The 18419-nt window shown below is 72.9% G+C and carries 9 protein-coding genes and 2 pseudogenes; 4 read left to right on the forward strand and 7 right to left on the reverse strand.

Annotated elements, in window-relative coordinates:
* Nucleotides 1–16: 16 nt before the first annotated feature.
* Nucleotides 17–7258, reverse strand: coding sequence for a type I polyketide synthase (locus ACWD6R_RS04920; protein ID WP_451817415.1), 7242 nt, complete (start codon nucleotides 7256–7258; stop codon nucleotides 17–19).
* 464 nt (nucleotides 7259–7722) lie between these two features.
* Here ACWD6R_RS04920 and ACWD6R_RS04925 point away from each other — a divergent pair, with 464 nt between their 5' ends.
* Entirely contained in the window at nucleotides 7723–9144 is a 1422-nt protein-coding gene (locus tag ACWD6R_RS04925) for a condensation domain-containing protein (protein ID WP_451817416.1), read from the forward strand.
* 71 nt (nucleotides 9145–9215) lie between these two features.
* Here ACWD6R_RS04925 and ACWD6R_RS04930 read toward each other — a convergent pair whose 3' ends face one another.
* Nucleotides 9216–9554, reverse strand: coding sequence for a hydroxyisourate hydrolase (locus tag ACWD6R_RS04930; protein WP_451817417.1), 339 nt, complete (start codon nucleotides 9552–9554; stop codon nucleotides 9216–9218).
* A 247-nt stretch (nucleotides 9555–9801) separates the two neighbouring features.
* Between ACWD6R_RS04930 and ACWD6R_RS04935 the strand changes: the two genes are divergently transcribed.
* Nucleotides 9802–9963: a hypothetical protein gene (locus ACWD6R_RS04935; protein WP_451817418.1), complete on the forward strand. Its 162-nt coding sequence runs from the start codon at nucleotides 9802–9804 to the stop codon at nucleotides 9961–9963.
* 108 nt (nucleotides 9964–10071) lie between these two features.
* Here the strand turns inward: ACWD6R_RS04935 and ACWD6R_RS04940 are convergent, their stop codons facing one another.
* Nucleotides 10072–13404 carry an AfsR/SARP family transcriptional regulator gene (locus ACWD6R_RS04940; protein ID WP_451817419.1) on the reverse strand — a complete coding sequence of 1111 codons (3333 nt, stop codon included), beginning with the start codon at nucleotides 13402–13404 and terminating at the stop codon, nucleotides 10072–10074.
* A 271-nt stretch (nucleotides 13405–13675) separates the two neighbouring features.
* Entirely contained in the window at nucleotides 13676–14047 is a 372-nt protein-coding gene (locus tag ACWD6R_RS04945) for a hypothetical protein (protein ID WP_451817420.1), read from the reverse strand.
* A gap of 13 nt (nucleotides 14048–14060) precedes the next feature.
* On the opposite strand from ACWD6R_RS04945, the pseudogene ACWD6R_RS04950 reads away from it, so the two are divergent.
* Nucleotides 14061–14288 (forward strand): annotated as a pseudogene (locus ACWD6R_RS04950) (IS701 family transposase); the annotation flags it as partial.
* A gap of 512 nt (nucleotides 14289–14800) precedes the next feature.
* Here ACWD6R_RS04950 and ACWD6R_RS04955 read toward each other — a convergent pair.
* Complete coding sequence (locus tag ACWD6R_RS04955; protein ID WP_451817421.1) at nucleotides 14801–15784, reverse strand: LuxR family transcriptional regulator; 984 nt, start codon at nucleotides 15782–15784, stop codon at nucleotides 14801–14803.
* A gap of 241 nt (nucleotides 15785–16025) precedes the next feature.
* Here ACWD6R_RS04955 and ACWD6R_RS04960 point away from each other — a divergent pair, with 241 nt between their 5' ends.
* On the forward strand, nucleotides 16026–17438 hold the full coding sequence (locus ACWD6R_RS04960) for an aminopeptidase P family protein (RefSeq protein ID WP_451817422.1): 1413 nt from the start codon (nucleotides 16026–16028) through the stop codon (nucleotides 17436–17438).
* A gap of 42 nt (nucleotides 17439–17480) precedes the next feature.
* Here the strand turns inward: ACWD6R_RS04960 and ACWD6R_RS04965 are convergent.
* Nucleotides 17481–17576, reverse strand: a pseudogene (locus ACWD6R_RS04965) (DUF4032 domain-containing protein); the annotation flags it as partial.
* 155 nt (nucleotides 17577–17731) lie between these two features.
* Nucleotides 17732–18373: a GntR family transcriptional regulator gene (locus tag ACWD6R_RS04970; RefSeq protein ID WP_451817423.1), complete on the reverse strand. Its 642-nt coding sequence runs from the start codon at nucleotides 18371–18373 to the stop codon at nucleotides 17732–17734.
* Nucleotides 18374–18419: the final 46 nt, after the last annotated feature.

An 18419-nucleotide genomic window follows, 5' to 3' on the forward strand; every position in this document is an offset into this window, starting at 1 on the left:
TGCGGCAGTCCGCTGGCTACAGCTGGGTGTCGATGAACTCGAAGAGGGCGTCGTCGCTGACCAGGTCGAGCTCGTCGGCCAGATCTCCGGCGGGGCGGTCGCCGCGCATCTGCCGCAGGGCGTCCCGCAGCAGCGCTTCGGCGGCGTCGCGACGGTCGTCCCCGGCCCCGTCCTCGGGTCCGGCCCCGGGCGCGGGTGCCAGCAGGGCGGTCACGTCGTCCAGTGCCTCGCGCAGCCGGGCGAGCGCCGGGTCGGGGGCCGCGGCGCCGTCGTCGGCGGCCGACGGGGCGGCGGACCCGAGCAGCTCCGCGAGGTGGGCGGCGACGTGGGCGACGGTCGGGTGGTCGAAGACGAGGGTGGCGGCGAGGGCCAGGCCCGTCGCCAGCTCCAGGTGGTCCTGGAGCTCCACGGCGCCCATTGAGTCGAAGCCCAGATCGGTGAAGGACTTGTCGATCTCGATCTCCTCCGGCGCGCCGTGACCGAGCACGTCGGCGGCCTTCTCCCGGACCAACTCCAGCAGGGACTCCGGATTGAACCCTTCCGCTCCGGCCGGGGCCACCGTCCCGGCACCGGTCCCGTGTTTCTCCCTCGGCTCGGTTACGAGTCCGGACGGGACCTCGCCCGGCGCCCGCTCCGGGACCGGCGTTCCGGTCTCCGGTGCGTCAGCCGCCGTCGCGTCGGCTACCGGTGTGCCCGCGGTGTCCGTGCCGAAGCCGGCCGCCGCGTGGCGGAGGGCGACGGAGACCCGGCCCACCGGGCGGTTCCGCGCATCGCACAGCGCGAGCCGCACCCGGTCGCCTTCCGGCGACAGCCGCACCCGCAGCTCGTCCGTGCCCGCGCAGACCACCTCCGCGGCGCTGAACGCGAACGGAACGGGCCGCGAGCCGGGCGCTTCGAGGACGAGCAGATGCAGTACGGCGTCGAGCAGCGCCGGGTGGAGCAGCGAACCCTCTGCGGCCACCGCATCCGGGAGGCGGACCTCGGCGTAGAGGTCGTCGCCCGCCCGCCACGCGGCCCGCAGGCCCTGGAACGCCGGGCCGTATCCGTATCCGGCGTCGGCCAGCCGTCCGTACCCGTCCGACAGGTCGAGCGGGCTCGCGCCGGGCGGTGGCCAGGCCGCGGCCCGGCCGGTCTCCGCGCCGTCCGTGGCGAGCGCGGCCTTCGGGCCGGCGGTGCGCCCGGCGGCGTGCGGGGTCCAGGTGGCATCCGGACTGCCCGCCGGGCGGGTGTGCAGGGTCAGCGGGCGCTGCCCGAGCAGGTCCGCGGCGCCCACCGTGACCTGCGCGTCCAGCGCGCCCTCGGCGGGGAGGACGACGGGGGCGGTCAGGGTGAGCGAGGCGACCTCGGCGGCCCCGGCCGCAGCGGCGGCCCGCAGGGCGAGTTCCAGCAGGGCCGTCCCCGGGACCACCGTCACGCCGCCGATCACGTGGTCGGCCAGCCAGGCGGTGGAGCGGCGCGACAGCCGGGCGTCGAGCAGCAGACCCCCGTCGGCCACCGCGGTGGTGCGGTACGGCAGCCCCGCGCCCGTTCCGCCCGTGTCGGTGAGCCAGAAGCGGCGGCGGTCGAAGGCGTAGGTGGGCAGCTCCGCGCGCGGGCCCTCGGGGAGGGTGGCCGCCCAGTCGACGGCCGTACCGGCGACGAACGCCCCGGCGAGGCCGTGCAGCAGCGCCGTGTGCTCGTCGCGTCCGCGCCGGGCGGTCGCGACGACGGCCGCCGCCCTGCCCGCCGGGCCCGCCGACCCGTCCGTGCCGCGTTCCGCGAGGCACTCGCGCAGCGGCCCGGCCAGCTGCGCCTGCGGCCCGACCTCGAGGAAGACACCGGTCCCCGCCTGTGCCAGGCGCTCGGTCAGCGGAGCGAACAGTACGGTCGCGCGGACCTGTTCCACCCAGTACTCGGGGTCGGTCCAGCGGCGCTCGCCGTCCGCCGCCCGCTCGTGCGCGAGGCGCGGCTCGGCGTAGGAGACGCGTTCCGCCTCCTCGCGGAAGCGGTCGAGCACCGGCTCCATCAGAGGGGAGTGGAAGGCGTGGCTGACGGTCAGCCGCTTGGTGCGCCGCCCCAGACCGGCCCAGTGCGCCGCGATCGCTTCGCAGGCGTCGAGCGTGCCGGAGACGACCACCGCGTGCGGCCCGTTGACCGCGGCGAGGGATGCCTCGCTCTCCCGGCCGACGAGGGTCGCGAGGACCTCCTCCGCCGTCGCGGAGATCGCGAACATCGCCCCGCCCTCGGGGAGTTCGTCCATCAGACGGCCCCGGGCCGCCACCAGTCGCGCCACGTCGCCCAGTTCCCACACACCGGCCGCGTACGCGGCGGCGAACTCGCCGACCGAGTGCCCGGCGACGGCGTCCACGGAGACGCCCAGCTCCCGCAGCAGCCGCCAGGAGGCCGCCTCGAAGGCGAAGAGGGCCGGTTGGGCGTACCTGGTCCGGTCGAGCAGCGCGGCCTCGGGGCTGCCCGGCTCGGCCCACATCAGATCGCGCAGCGGGCGCTCCAGATGCGGGTCGAGCGCGGCGCAGATCTCGTCCAGCGCGGCCGCGAACACGGGCTGAGCCCGGTACAACTCGCGCCCCATGCCCGGCCGTTGCGCTCCTTGGCCGGTGAACAGCAGTGCGGTGCGGGCCGGTCGGCGGGCCGTTCCGGTGACCAGACCGGGTGCGGAGTTTCCGGCCGCCAGCGCAGCGAGGGCCTCGCGCGGTTCGTCGCGGCCGGTGCCGACCACCACGGCGCGGTGCGGGAAGACGGTCCGGCCGGCCAAGGCGCGGGCCGTGTCCGCCGGGTGCGGCGCGGCGGCGGCCTCGGCGAGGCGTTCCGCCTGCGCGCGCAGCGAGGCTTCGCTCTGCGCGCTCACCGGCCAGACCAGGGGCTTGCCGGCGGGCTCGTCGTGGGCGTCCGCGGCCGGCCCGGCCTGGGTGGGGGGCTCCTCCACGATCAGATGCGCGTTCGTACCGCTGATGCCGAACGAGGAGACGGAGGCCCTCCGCGTGCGCTCGCCGCGCGGCCACGGCCGGTCCGCGGTGAGGAGCCGTACCCGGCCCTTCGCCCAGTCGGCGCGGGGCGTGGGCCGCTCGGCGTGCAGGCTGGCCGGCAGCAGCTCGTGCCGCAGGGCCTGAACCATCTTGATGACACCGGCCACACCGGCCGCAGCCTGGGTGTGCCCGATGTTGGACTTCACCGAGCCCAGCCACACCGGGTGCGACGCCCAGTCGGCGGCCGGTCGTCCGTAGGTGTCGATCAGGGCGTTGGCCTCGACCGGGTCGCCCAGCTTGGTGCCGGTGCCGTGGGCCTCGACGGCGTCCACGTCGTCGGTGGTGAGCCCGGCGTCGGCGAGCGCGCCGAGCACCACCTGGCGCTGGGCCTGCCCGTCGGGGGCGGTCAGGCCGTTGCTGGCGCCGTCCTGGTTGACGGCGGTGCCCCGGATCACCGCCAGTACCGGGTGCCCGTTGCGGCGGGCGTCGGAGAGCCGCTGCAGCACCAGCACGCCCGCGCCCTCACCGAAGGAGGTGCCGTCGGCGGCGTCGGAGAACGGCTTGGCCCGGCCGTCGGGGGCGAGACCGCCCTGCTTGCTGAACTCGACCAGCAGGCCCGGGGTGGACATCACGGTGACGCCGCCGGCCAGCGCCAGCGGGCACTCCCCGGCACGCAGCGCCCGTACCGCCAAGTGCACGGCGACCAGGGACGAGGAGCAGGCGGTGTCCACGGTGAGGGCTGGGCCACGCAGGCCGAGGCTGTAGGCGATCCGGCCGGAGACCACGCTGGACGCGGTGCCGGTGAGCAGGTGGCCGTCGGCCCCGCCGACGGGCTGGTGCAGCCGGGGGCCGTAGTCGGAGGCCATCGCGCCGACGAACACGCCGACCGGCTGCCCCTCCAGTGACGCCGGGTCGATCCCGGCCCGCTCCAGAGCTTCCCAGGAGGTCTCCAGGAGCAGCCGCTGCTGCGGATCCATGGCCAGGGCCTCGCGCGGGCCGATGCCGAAGAAGGCGGCGTCGAAGAGCGAGGCCTCGCGGAGGAACCCGCCCGCCGTGGTGGCGCACGAACCGGGCCGACCGGGCCGCTGTCCGGCGAGGGCGTCCAGGTCCCACCCGCGGTCGTCCGGCAGCGGGCTGACGGCCTCCGTGCCGTCGGCGACCAGCCGCCACAGCTTCTCCGGGGTGTCCGCCCCGCCCGGGTAGCGGCAGCTCATCGCCACGATCGCGATCGGCTCGGCGTCGTCGCCGTCCTCGGTGCCGTGGGCGCCGTGGACGTCCTCGGCCGGGGCAGTGTCGTCCGCCTGCCCGGCGACGAGGACGGCCAGGTGGGCGGCGAGCCGGGCGGGCGTCGGGTATTCGAAGATCAGGGTGCTGGGCAGGGGCAGCCCGGTCGCGGCCCCGAGCCGGTTGCGCAGGTCGACGGTGCCCTGGGAGTCGAGGCCCAGGTCCTTGAAGCTGCGGCCGGGGTCGATGACGGAGGCGTCCGCGTGGCCCAGGACGACGGCGGTGGCGGACACCACGAGCTCGCGTACGGCGGCGGAGGACCGCCCCGCGGGGACGGCGGCCGGCACCAAGGGAACCGGCGCCGTCGCTGGGGCCCGCCGGGCCGTACGGCGACGGGTGCCGGACGCGCCGTCCAGCCAGTGCCGTTCCCGCTGGAAGGCGTAGGTTGGCAGGTCCACCACGGCCGAGCCCGCCGGGGCCGCCTCCGGCGCCCAGTCGACGTCCGCCCCCCGGACGTGGGCCTCGGCGAGGGCGCGCAGCATCTGCGCGGGGCCGCCCGCGTCACGGCGCAGCGTGCCGACGGCGGCGGCCTCCCGCCCCTCCGCCTCCGCCGTCTGCTCGATCGCGCCGCACAGCACGGGGTGCGGGGTGCACTCCACGAAGAGCGCGCACCCGTCGGCGAGCGCGGCCCGGGTGGCGTCGGCGAACCGGACCGGCGAGCGGAGGCTGCGGTACCAGTGATCGGCGTCCAGGCCGGCGGTGTTCAGCAGGCCACCGGTCAGCGAGGAGTAGAACGGCACGGACACCGGGCGCGGGCGGACCGGGGCGAGCGCTTCGAGGAGCTCGTCGCGGATCGCCTCCACGGCGGGGGAGTGGGAGGCGTAGGCGACGGGCAGGATCCGCACCCGGACGCCGTCCGCGTCCAGCGCGGCGGCGAACGCGTTCAGCTCGTCCACCGGTCCGGAGACCACGGTCGCCGATGGGCTGTTGACGACGCTCACGCACAGGCCGCCGTAGGCCGACGTGCGGTCGAGGCGCGCCTGGACCTGCTCCGCGGACAGGGCCGCCGAGAGCATGCCGCCCCCGTCGAGGGCGCGCAGCAGCCGGCTGCGGACCGCGACGATCCGGGCGGCGTCGTCCAGGCTGAGGGCGCCGATCACGGTGGCGGCGGCGATCTCACCCTGCGAGTGGCCCAGCACCGCGTCCGGTTCCACGCCGCGCGAGCGCCACAGCTCGGCCAGCGAGACGGTCACCGCCCACAGCGCGGGCTGCACGACGTCGTCCCCGTCGAGACCGGGCGCTCCGGGGGCCTCGCGCAGGACATCGCGCAGGTCGAAGTCGGTGTACGGGGCGAGCGCGCGGGCGCAGTCGGCCAGCCGGTCGGCGAACGGGCCCGGTACGTCCATGAGTTCGCGGGCCATCCCGGCCCACTGCGAGCCCTGCCCCGGGAAGACGAACACCCGCCGACCGCCGAGCACACGCCCCTCGACCACCGCCGCCCCCGGCAGGCCTTCAGTCAACTCGCGTACGCCCGCGCTGAGTTCCGTATGCGCGTCGGGGCCCGAGCCAATGATCACCGCTCGGTGTTCGAACCGGGACCGGGTGCGCAGCAGGGACACCGCCACGTCCTCGGCCCGCAGACCGGGACGGGTGTCCAGGTGCTCGGCCAGCCGGCCGGCCTGGCCCCGCAGCGCGGCGGCCGAACGGGCCGACAGCGTCCACACCGTGGGACCCTCCGCCGGCCGTGCCGCCTCGGGCGCGACGGCCGTCGCGGGCGCCGCCGTCTTCGGGGCGGGGGCCACGATCAGGTGGGCGTTGGTACCGCCCATCCCGAACGCGCTGACCCCCGCCACGCGCCCGGCCGGCCAGGGGCGGGCGCCGGTCACGACCTCCAGGCCCAGCTCGGCCAGCGGGATGCGGGGGTTGGGGGAGAGGAAGTTGAGGCTGGCCGGCAGCACGCCGTGGCGCAGCGACAGGGCCGTCTTGAGCAGCCCGGCGATGCCCGCCGCGCCCTCCAGATGACCGATGTTGGTCTTCACCGAGCCGACCAGCAAGGGCTCGGACGGCTCGTCGCCCCTGGCTGTCCGCTCGGCGCCGAAGACCGCGCCGAGCGCCGCCGCCTCCACCGGGTCACCGACCGCCGTGCCGGTGCCGTGCAGCTCCACGTACGCCACTTCGGCCGGGCGTACGCCCGCCGCCGCGCAGGCCTGCTCGGCCACCTGCCGCTGCGCGTCCGCGTCCGGGACCGTCAGGTGTTCGCCGGTGCCGTTGTTGACCGCGCCGCCCAGGATCAGGCAGTGCACGCTGTCCCCGTCGGCGAGTGCCGCCGACAGCGGCTTGAGGACGACGAGGCCGCCGCCCTCACCGCGCACGTAGCCGTTGGCCCGGCCGTCGAAGGTGTGGCAGCGGCCGTCCGGGGAGAGCGCGCCGAACCGGTCCAGCGCCTCGTCGGTCTCCGCCAGGAGATTGAGGTTGACGCCGCCGGCCAGGGCCATGGACACGGTGCCGCGCCGCAGTTCCTCACAGGCCAGCTGGACCGCGACCAGGGACGAGGACTGACCGGAGTCGACGGTCAGGCTCGGGCCCCGCAGGCCGAGCAGGTGCGAGACGCGGTTGGCGATCAGGCTGCGGTGCGTGCCCGTGACGTCGTGCCGCCCACCGCCCCCGACACGGTCGTGCAGCAGGGCGTACTCGCCGGTGATCGCGCCGACGAACACCCCGGCCGGGCTGCCCTCCAGCGTGGCGGGCACGATCCGCGCCTGCTCCAGCGCCTCCCAGGCCAGCTCCAGCACGAGACGTTGCTGCGGGTCCATGGCGGCGGCCTCGGCCGGCGAGATCCCGAAGAAGGCCGCGTCGAACCGGTCCACCTCCGGGAGGAAGGCACCCTTGCGGTGACCGTCCGTCCGGCGGTCCGCCGGAGTCACGCCCACGGCCTCCCGGCCCTCGCTCAGCAGCAACCAGTACGCCTCGGGGTCGCCCGCGTCCGGCAGACGACAGGCCATGCCGACGACGGCGATCGGTTCGCCGACCGCAGGCCGTGCGGCCGAGGACCGTGCGGGTGGAACGGACATGACCCACCTTCCTTTTGTGGGCGCTGAATACTGCTCGCCGATTCGAGAGAAAAAGCGCATGAGACAAGCCCATGAGGAAATGAATGAATTTACCGGGAACGGTGTTCGCGGCCGACCGGGATCCGGTTTTCCGAGATCGCTAGAAGACAGGCATCGCCCCTGCTGGGTCAAGACTGTTCAGCGTGGATGCGATGGCAACGAATGGCCGTCACTTGCTGCCAACGCGCGTGCATTGACGCTGCCCGGCGGCCGTTCGCCAATGGGACGACGAACCGTCTGGGAATTCCCAGGAAGGTACCGGAAATCTGGCAGGAGAGGGGGCGAAGCGCATGCGCAAGGTCGTCTGCACCTGACGCCGCGAAGACGCAGCATGGAGAGTGCGGCCCGCGCGCCCGGCCCCCGGGCCGGAACGCGGGCGCACCGCGCCCCTTCCCTACCGGTCCGCCCTACCTCATGGAGAACCCATGGCCGCCGACGCGCCCCTCACGTTCGGGCAGTTGTCCACTTGGCGTTCGATCGAGACCTTTTCCGCCGACCGGCTGATGGAGGTCAACGTCCCCGCCCTGTGGGACATCAGCGGCCTCACCGAGGACGGTGTCGAGCGTGCCCTGCACGCCCTGACCGCCCGTCACGAGGCCCTGCGCACCACCTTCCACACGGACTCGGCCGGCCGGCCCTTCCAGCGGGTGCACGACGAAGCGCCCTTTCCGCTCGCCCGGGTCGACATGCCCCGCCTCGACGGCGCCGAGGCGATGCGGGTGCTGCGGGACCTGTACGCGGTGTCCTTCCCGGTCGTCGGCGACTTCGGCCGCCACGCCACCTTGATCCGGGTCGCCGGACGGCCCGCCTGGCTGACCGTGTCGATGTCCCACATGGTGGTCGACGTCTGGGCGGTCCGGGCGCTGGAGACCGAGCTGCGCGCCCTCGCCGAGGGTGGGCGGCCCGACCCCGCCCCCGTTCCCCGGGAGCTCGCGCTGCTCCAGCACGGCGAGGAGTGGGCCTCCCGCCGCCGGGGCGCGGACCGCTACTGGCAGAAGGTGCTGGACACCGCCCTTCCGCACAACCTGCGGCTCGCCCCGGCCGGGGGCACGGACGAACGCCGGGTGCAGGCCACCCTCTCCTCCCACGGCCTGGCCACCCTGGTGGCGGAGTCGTCCCGCACGCACAAGGTCTCCCCGCAGAGCCTGCTCACCGCACTGACGGCGCTCGCCCTCGCCGGCCACCTCGACCACGACCGGGTGACCCTCAGCGTGATGTGCGCCAACCGGTTCGACCCCGCGTGGCTGTCCCTGGTCAGCACCATGAACCAGCTGGTGCCGCTGACACTCGCCGTGGACCGGGACACCCCGGTGTCCGCGTTCGTCAAACGCGCCCATCTGGCAGCCCTGCTGGCCTACCGGCACGGCTGCTACGACGTGGACAGCGCCGCCCGCCTGGGCGCCGAAACCGCGGCCGGTGACGACACGCTCTTCCGCCACGACTGCTGGTTCAACTACGTCACCTCCCCGGCCCCGCCTGAGAACCCGGACACCGCTCCGCTCGCCACGGGCGACGCCCCGGTGCCCGACGCCGTGCTGGAGTGGTCCCCGCCTCCCCGGCACGCCGGGCACCCGTTCTATCTGCGGGTCAACAGCGACGGGGCGCGGTACATGGAGATGACGATGCGGGTGGATCCGGACCTGATCTCCCCCCAGGCGGTGTCCCGGCTGCTGCGCACCGTCGTGGTGGGCGTGCGGCGACTGCTCGTCGAGCCGGACACCACGCTGGGCGCGCTCGCCGACGGCGTGGCGGGCGAGCGGCTCGGCCCGGACCTCTTCCCGGCCGCACCGGATCCGTGCCCGCCCGCCGGGCACGAGGTACGTGACCTGGTCGCCCTGCCTCGCTGACCGGTCGGGGACGGCGGCACGCCGCGCTCGGCAACCCCGATGGGCGGGACCGGGACGGCGGGCCGCCGCGCTCAGTTGCCCCGATAGGCGAAGACGGAGTGGGCGGAGATCACCAGCGGCAGGGACAGCCGCACATCCGGCTCCACCACCCTCACCTCCACGGTGAGCCGCGGAAAGAGGGGAACCACGCCGAGCACCGCGTAATAGGCGTCGAGATCGCACTCGATCCGGTAGACCGCCGAACCGGACCGCACTTCGGACGGGGGCGGCACCACCAGCAGCCCCTCCGGGTCGGTGCGCCCCCGCACCACCTCCTGCCAGCCGTCCTCCGCGCGACGGCTCAACAGGACGTCGACGTCGGCCGCTGGAACACCGAACGACGTGTCCACGATGCGGACATCCACAGTCATGCGCTCACCACTTCCGATCCGGGGTGGCCGCCGCCAGCCGGACGGGCCCTGCTGGAAGGCTAGGAAGGGCCGGCATCGTCGCGCTGTCAGTCCGCTGTCTCGTAGGAAAGAAGCAACAGCGGAGCGGAGGCGGACCGATGCCGAGTGGGAGACGGGTCGAAAGCGACCTGCCCCATGATCGGTGTCATCAAGGCGGCCGGCCCACACGGGGCGGCGGCACCCGGAACGGTCTCAAGGAGATGGCACCATGACGGCTCACTTCCTCCTCCGCCGTGTCACGCCCAGCACGCTGGTCCTCGTGGCCCTCCTTCCCGGCGGTGCCGCCGTGACAGCGCACACCGCTCCGACGACGGTCGCCGCCGCCGGCCACACCCCGGTCGACCGCATCGCCAACACCATCTGGGACTGACCGCGTCCGACCGCTCCCTGCCCCTTGCCCCCGGCGCACCGCGCGCCCGGGGGCAGCGGCGTGCCGGGAGTGGGGAGCGGGAAGCCAGGGGCCGGAAGCCCGGGGGAGTCAATGCCCGGCCGTCTCGGCCACGGTGCTGCCCGTCGCTCCGGACGGGCCCGGCCGGTCGCCCAGCAAAAGGCCTATCTCGTCCGACAGTTCCACGCAGCCGCTGCCCACCCGCAGCTTCACCAGGATGTCCCGCGCGGCCAGCCAGTCCGCCCTCGCCGCGGTGGCTTCCCCGGCCGCCGCCCGGGCCCTGCCCCGTGCCACCATGGCCTCCGCCCGCTGCAGCGGCGCCCCGATGGCCTCGAAGCCGGCCAGCGCCCGTTCCGCGTACGCTCGTGCCGCCTGGACGTCGTCCGGCAGCGATGCCGAACTCAGCGCCAGCGCGATCTTGGACTCCGCCAGTCGCGCGCCGGACACCGTCGCCAGTTCCCGCGCCTCCACCAGCACCGCCCGGGCCTTGCCCTGGCGGCCCCGACGCACTTCGACCGTGGCCAGGCCCAGCAGCGCGTAGCACTCCCCGACCCGGTCCCGTGCCGCCCGCGCGCTCGACAGTACGAACGCGAACGCCTCGGAGGCCTCGGACAGCCGTCCCATCGCCAGGTGCAGCCCGCCCATCCGGTTGCGGACCTGCGCCGCGACCCGCCGGTTGCCCACGGCGACGCAGATGGCGTCCGCCCGGTTCAGCAGCGCCAGCGCGGCGTCCGGCTCGCCCATGTCGAGCCGGGTCTGCGCCAGGCTGTTCAGCACATGGGCCTCGGCGACGCGATCGCCCGACTCCTGGAACACCGCCAGTGCCGCCTCCCACCGGACCTGAGCGGAGAGCAGGTCGCCGGTCAGCCGGTCCAGGTACGCGCTGTTGCGCAGCGTCAGCGCCGCCCCGGACTTGTCGCCCAGCTCCCGGTAGAGCTCGTACGCCCGGTCCAGTTGCAGCCGCCCGGGCTCCGCCGACTGCTCGAACATGTGCAGGGAGCCCAGCGAGTACCGCATCGCGGCCTCACCGTAGGTGTTCCCCGCCTGGCACGCGGCCTCCAGGGCGACCTCGTGCGTCTCCCGCCAGTCGTCGAAGTAACAGCGCGCCTCGAAGAGCGTGACCGAGCTGAGCGCCAGATCCCAGCTGTGCTCCACCAGTCCCGCCGCGGCCGCGTGCCGCACCGCCGCGACGATCGTGGAGCGCTCCTGCTCGAACCAGTCCAGCGGGTCGGACAGCAGACGCTCCACCAGCCGTTCCGGCAGCGGCCAGCGACTGGCCCCGCTGGGTTGCTCCAGGAAGCCGCCCGCGTACTCGCGCCGGTGCGCCTCCCGGGCGAGCGAGAGCAGCGCGCACAGCCAGCGTTCGAGCGCGGCGCCGCGCTCCTGCGCGCTCTCCTCGGCCAACTGCTCCTGTGCGAACGGGCGGGTGATGTCGTGGAAGCCGTACCGGACCTGGCCGCCGGGGACCGGGGTCGCTTTGATGAGATAAGCCTCCGCGAGGACCTCCAGCGCTTCCTGCGCGCGCAGCGCGTCGACGTCCAGCAGCGGGGAACCGACCCAGGCGGGGAAGTTCGGTACGTCGAGCAGGGCCAGCCGGCGGAACAGCACTCTGGCGTCGTCGGGCAGGCTGTCATAGGTGAGAGAGGTACTGGCCCGTACCGTCATCTCGCCGTGGCTCAGCTCGTCCAGGCGGCGGGACTCGTCCATCAGACGGTGCACCAGGGCGGCGACCGTCCAGTGTGGCCGGGCCGCCAGCCGGGCCGCGCAGATCCGCAGCGCCAGCGGCAGCCCGCCGCACAGCCGGGCCAGCTCCGCCACGCTCTCCGGGTCGGTCACCCGCTCCGGACCGATGAACCGGGTGAGCAGATCCACCGCTCCCTGTTCGTTCAGCGTGTCGAGCTCCAGCTGCCCGGTCGACGGCAGCCCGGTCAGGCGGCGTCGACTGGTCACCAGGACCGCGCAGTCGGCCGTACCGGGCAGGAGAGCGGACACCTGCCGTACCGTCATGGCGTCGTCCAAGACGGTCAGAATACGGCGGCCGCTGACCAGGTTACGGAACAGTTCGGCCCGCTCCTCCAGGGTCTTCGGCAGGCTCAGACCGACCACGCCCAGCGCCCGCAGGAACCGCTCCAGGACGACCGAGGGGCTCACCGGCCGGTCCCCGGAGCGCAGTTCCGCGTAGAGACAGCCGTCCGGGAATTGGGCCGCGAGGCGGTGGGCGACGTGCACGGCGAGCGTCGACTTGCCCGCGCCGCCCGGCCCGAAGACCACACAGACCGGAACGGCGTTGTCAAAGCCGACGACCTGCCCAGGACCCGGGGCCGTCCGACCGGCCTGGCGGGGCGTCAGCCGCGTCAGGATGGTGTCGACGGCCTCCGCCCGTCCGGTGAAGTCCGGTATGGCGGCGGGCAGGAGGTTCGGTCTTCGGAACGGGGGAGCGGACGGAAGGACCGCCCAGGGGGACATGGCGGCGTCCTGGCCCGGGGACGGCTCCGTGGCGCCCCCCGGCGTGCCCGCCGCGTCGCCCGTGGAGCGGTCCGGGTTCGGCACGTTGGCGGGATGCGGGGCGGCGTGGGTGGCCCCGCCGTGGGGCGCGTCGGGGCGGGCGGCGTCGGGGCCGGACGCCGTGTGGCTCCTCGGGCCGACGGCGTCGTCGCCGGACAGCAGCCCCGCGTGCAGGTTGCGGAGTTCGCCGCCGGGGGTGATCCCCAGTTCGTTGCGGAGAACCTTGTACGCGGCCCGGTAGGCGTCCAGCGCCTCCGCCTTGCGTCCCGAGGCGTGCAGGGCGCTCATCAGCAGCGCCCAGAAGCGCTCGTGCAGGGGGTGCTCGGCGACCAGGGCGCGTAATTCGCCGACCATCTCGTGATGTTCACCGGCGTCCAGGGCGCACTCGAGGCATTCCCCGGTCACGGACAGCCGCCGCTCGTCGAGCCGGCTCACGGCCTGACGCACCAGGGGGCTGTCGACATCAGCGAATGCGGGGCCCCGCCACAGCGCCAGCGCCGAGCGGAACAGGCTCATGGCGCGCTCCAGGTCGCCCTCCACCCGCGCGGCCCGCGCCTCGCGGACGCGCGCCTCGAAGTCGTTCACATCGAAGCGGTGTCCGGTGACGCGGAGCAGGTAGCCGGGGCGGCGGGTCTCTATCAGGTCCCCGGCACCGACCTCGTCGAGGCGACGGCGCAACGCGGAGACGCAGAACTGGATCTGGCCCCGGGCGGTGGCGGGCGGCTCGTCGTCCCAGACCGCGTCGATCAGCCGGCCCACGGGCACCACGTGCCCTGCCTCGAGGAGCAGCAACGCCAGAACGGTCCGCTCGCGCGTGCCGCCGAGCGGGACCGTGCGTCCTGAGGACGAGACATCCAAGTGCCCCAGGACGCATAAGTCCAGAGGTTCTCGTCCGCTGCGCTCGCCGGCCACCGTCATATGAGCTACTCATCCCCCGCCAGGTGAAGGTTATGTGTGCGCTGCATGATGCGATCGTCATGTTAGCGAGCTTTTTCGGTCGATCAATGAAGATCGGTTGACTTTTTTTCTACGGTCCGCATCAGTCACGCGACCAGGAGTCGCTGACGGACCGAAGGCTCGGATCACGCTGAGCTACGCGAGTAGATCCGCCACCTCCGCCGGGCCGCCGCCTTCGTACGACCCCGCACGGCAGGCTCTGCTTTCGGACAGTCGGCTCCGCGGACTCACCTCAAGATGATCCGTCGCGCCTGGCGAGGTTGGCGATCAGTTCGGCACGGGTCTGGTGCTCGTGCGCGATCCACGCGGGTTGACCGGGACTGCTGCGCCACGCCTCGCTGAGCGGACTGTTGTCGGCGGTGCCGAACCCGAACCGGTCGTACAGTCGCGTCACGAGTTCCACGGCTTCGGGAAAGTCGCTTGAGGCCGACAGCGCCGGACGGGCGGGGGTGCCCGCCGCAGCACCCGCGGTGGTGATGCGGGGAGCTTGGGAGTGGGTGAAGGCCTTGACGACCTTGGATCGCGGAAGGTGCTCCTGGCGTAGCTCGTGAACTGTCTTCTCACCCGAGTCGATGACAGGGATGTGGCCATCGCGCCAAGCCATGCGGCCCTGGACGGGTTGCGCATCCTCCTGGGTGACCGGCGACGAGGTCTACGGCCAAGACCCGCAGCTTCGCTCTGCCCTGGAGAAACGCGGGGTCGGCTACGTCCTGGCAGTCGCCTGCACCACCCGCGTGCGAATCAATCAGGACCGCACCGTCATCCGGGCCGACACCGCGGCCACCGTCCTGCCCCCGAGCGCCTGGCACCGACAGAGCGCCGGCGCCGGGGCCAAGGGCCCGCGCTAGAAGAAGCCGAGCTTCTTCGGGGAGTACGACACCAGGAGGTTCTTGGTCTGCCGGTCGTGCAGCCAGCGCATTGGCACGGGTGTAAACGGAGGGAATCACCGCCGATTAGTCCTTGATGAGCCTCATCGCGCTCATCAACTCGCGCCCATCGGTGTCTTCGTCCGGGTCGAGGACCGCCCGGACGGCTTCGTCGGCCTCGTCCCGGGCGCGGACCTGTCGGAGGGCATGGCTCTCGATGCCGGTGACGCACTGGGCGCGAAGATCCTTGAGGTCGATCCTGTCCGGCGCCGTATCCTGCTTGCCCTTGCGGAATCATGACGGGGTGGGTTCGCCGTTCACCCAGGTCGTCATAGACCCGAACCATGTTCTTGGGACGGGCCGGACGCCCCGAACAATGCACTCGGACGCCGCGGGGAGCTTCAGCACGATGCCGCACCACCACCGACGAGCAGCGTGACCGACCGGGGACGACGCGTCGTCCCCGGTCGGGGCAGACGGGCATGCTCCAGTCACAGCCATCCGCAACGTTGCGCCTGCAGAGCCATCTGGAACCGGCTCGTGGCACCCAGCCGGGCCATCAGGATCTGCACCCGGCGGAACAGTGTGCGGCGGCTGATTCCGATCTCCCGGGCGATGACGTCGTCGCTCGCACCGCCGGCAAGGAGCCACAGCAGGCGGCGGTCGGCGGGCAGCAGGCCGCCCGGCCGGACGGTGCGGCCGTGGAAGGGCAGTGCGTTCTGCCATGCCTGCTCGAACAGTGCCACGAGCGCGGAGAGCAGCCCGCACGGCTGCACGACCAGCATGGTGTTGTGCACATCGGCCTCCTTGATCGACAACGACACGAGCGCGTACGCCTCGTCGATGATCACGAGCTTGACCGGCACCGACGGCAGTACCCTGGCCTGTTCACCGGCCTCGATGCACGGTTCGATGGCCGCCTCCAGCTGGCCCGGATGCTCCAGCGACTCCCGCGAGTACACGACACGCTGCGTCACACCGCGGGCGAGGGTGGCCAGCGCATCGTCGGTGGCGCCGGAGAGAGGGAAGTACGGCGGTGAGTCGAACTGCCGGATCTGTTCGCGGGCACTGGCCCAGGCATGGCGCATCCTGGGACCGATGGCTTCCCCGGTGACGACTTCGACGAGATCGTTGTTGTACGCGGCGAGCCGCTGCCGCCGGAACGACTCGAACGCGCCCCCGACGGTGATGCGCGACTCGTCGAGCTCGGCCGCCCGGTGCCGGCCGAGGATCTCCAGCCCTGCGGCGGGCGGAACCGGGGCCGCCACATCCTGGCCCTCCACGGCGGCACTGGCCAAGCCTGCGTCGACCAGTTCGCCGTACGCCGCGGCGAGTTCCGCGCCGTCCAAAGCTGCCGCGGCCCCGATCGCGCTCAGCGGAGCGGGCGCCAGATCCAGCAGGGCCATATAGACCCGGCCTGCCTCGTGATCGATCCCCAGAAGCCGAAGAGCTTCGCTGAGTTTTGCGTTCGTCATGTGCCGCATTATCGACGACTCCCGTTCGGTCCGGGCGGGCGGTTCGGATGTCCGGTGGCCGATCTGTGCCAGTGGCAGTCTTCGGCACCCGGTGAGCGCGGTGCGGGGTACCGTCCGGGAGCCGCCGACGACCGGCGGCAGCGAGTGTGCCTGGGGCTGCACCGGGAGGGATTTCGGCCTGTCCGCACGCGGCTCTCTGCCACTCGCCCCTGAGGAACCCACCCAGAAGAAGGTGTATGAAGTGGCGAAAGGTCGAAAGAACGGTCTCTACCAAGGGATCTCCGAGGAGCTGTCCGCCCTGATGCGGACGGGGTGGGCGGACACCGAGCGGCACGGTCTGCAGCTCAGCGAGCAGGCTCCGTACGCGGCCCGCCGCCGCGCCGCGCTCTCCGCGCGTTTTCCCGGCGAACGCCTGGTGATCCCCTCGGGGAACCTCAAGACCCGCTCGAACGATGACAGTTACCCGTTCCGGCCGTACTCGGGCTATGTGCACATGACCGGGGACCAGGCCCGTGACGGCGCTCTCGTGCTCGAACCCCGCGCGGACGGTGGCCACGACGCGTACTGCTACCAGCTGCCACGGGACAGCAGGGACAACGACGTCTTCTGGACAGGCGCGACGGCAGAGCTGTGGATGGGCCGGCGCCGTTCCCTCACCGAGTCGGAGCGCGTGCTCGGACTGCCCTGCCGCGACGTCCGCACGGCGACACGCGACCTGGCCGATGCCTCCGGCGCACCGACGCGGATCGTCCGTGGTCACGACCCATCCCTTGAGGCCGCTGTCACCACTGATGAAGAGCGTGACGCCGCGCTGGAGGAGGCGCTCAGCGATCTCCGCCTCGTGAAGGACGAGTGGGAGACAGCCGAGATCCGCAAGGCTGTGGACTCCACCGTGCGTGGATTCACCGACGTCATCGCGGAGCTTTCCCGGGCGATCGCGTCGTCCGAGCGGTGGATCGAGGGAACATTCTTCCGCCGGGCACGTCTCGAGGGCAACGCCGTCGGCTACGGCTCGATCTGCGCCGCGGGCGAGCATGCCACGATCATGCACTGGACGGACAACGACGGTCCGGTGCGCCCGGGGGACCTGCTCCTGCTCGACGCCGGCGTGGAGACGCACTCCCTCTACACCGCCGACATCACCCGCACACTTCCGATCAACGGGACCTTCACGCCCCTGCAGCGCAAGGTCTACGACGCGGTGTACGAGGCCCAGGAAGCCGGCATGGCAGCCGTCAAGCCGGGCGCCGCGTACCGGGACTTCCACGAGGCGTCCCAGCGCCATCTGGCGGCACGGCTGGTCGAGTGGGGCTTCATCGAAGGCCCGGCCGACCGCGCGTACGAGCTCGGCCTCCAGCGCCGCTTCACGATGGCGGGCACCGGTCACATGCTCGGTCTGGACGTCCATGACTGTGCGCAGGCCCGGAGCGAGGAGTACGTCGACGGCGTGCTGGAGCCGGGCATGGTGCTCACCGTCGAGCCCGGCCTGTACTTCCAGCCGGACGATCTCACCGTGCCCGAGGAATGGCGCGGCATCGGCGTCCGGATCGAGGACGACCTGGTCGTCACCGACGACGGTCACGAGAACCTGTCGGCCGGCCTGCCGCGCGCCGCGGACGAAGTCGAGGTGTGGATGGCCCGGTTCGCGGGCTGAGCGGGGCGGCGTGCGCGGTGGGCGACGTGCGGCCCCAGGCGGGCGCGGCAGGTTCTCCTCGGCGTCCATGCCGGTGAGGCGCAGGAGTTGGCGCTGGTGGTGGCCCGCGTCCACGACCTTCGGCACGAACGTGACCGTCGGGTCCACGGATGGGCCGGTCGGGACGCGCCGGAGCCGCCGGCGCAGCGGCTCCTCACGTCCGATCCACGGTGACCGGACTCCGAAGGGACGGTGCGGGTCAGGCCCGGGGCCCGACCCGCACCACGGCTTCACCAGGGACCCGCCGCACGGGGTCAGTCCTTGAGGTGTTCCAGGATCCGGTGCATTCCGCTGTTCCAGTTCTCCTTGAGCGCCGCGACCGCCGCGTCGAGGTCGCCGCGCTGGAGGCACTCGGCGATCCGCTCGTGCTCCACCGCGGAACGCTCCAGGATGTCCTGGTCGCCCAGGGCCACCCGCTCGTAGCGGTGCATCGTCACCTTCAGGGAGGTGATCAGCTTCATCAGGCGGTCGTTCGTGCAGCCCGACAGGAGCAGGTCGTGCCACGCGTCGTCGTACCGCTCTATGACGTCGTGCGGTGCCTGCGGGGCCGAGAACGCGCGTGCCTCCTCGAGCAGCCGGGGAGCCGTCGCCGCCAGATGCTCGGGGTCGCTGGACTCCAGGGCCAGCGCCTCCAGTCTCGCGACGATCGCGGACAGGTCACGGAACTCCTGCGCGTTGAGCGGTGTGAAGCGGAAGCCCTTGCCGCGCTCACTGGTGATGACGCCCTCACGCTCCAGCGTGATCAGGGCCTCGCGCAGCGGGGTACGGCTGACGCCGAGCTCGGTGGCGAGCTGTCCCTCGTTGATAGGTTCGCTGGTCGCGATCGTGCCGCGCCCGAGGCGCTTGATCAGTTCCTCCTTGACCTGTTCGCGCAGCGGGCGGTTTTCGATTGGCATGTGAGGCTGCCCTCCCCTTCGGTGCGGTCGATTATCCGCTACCGGC

The organism is Streptomyces sp. NPDC005151 (assembly GCF_053599875.1).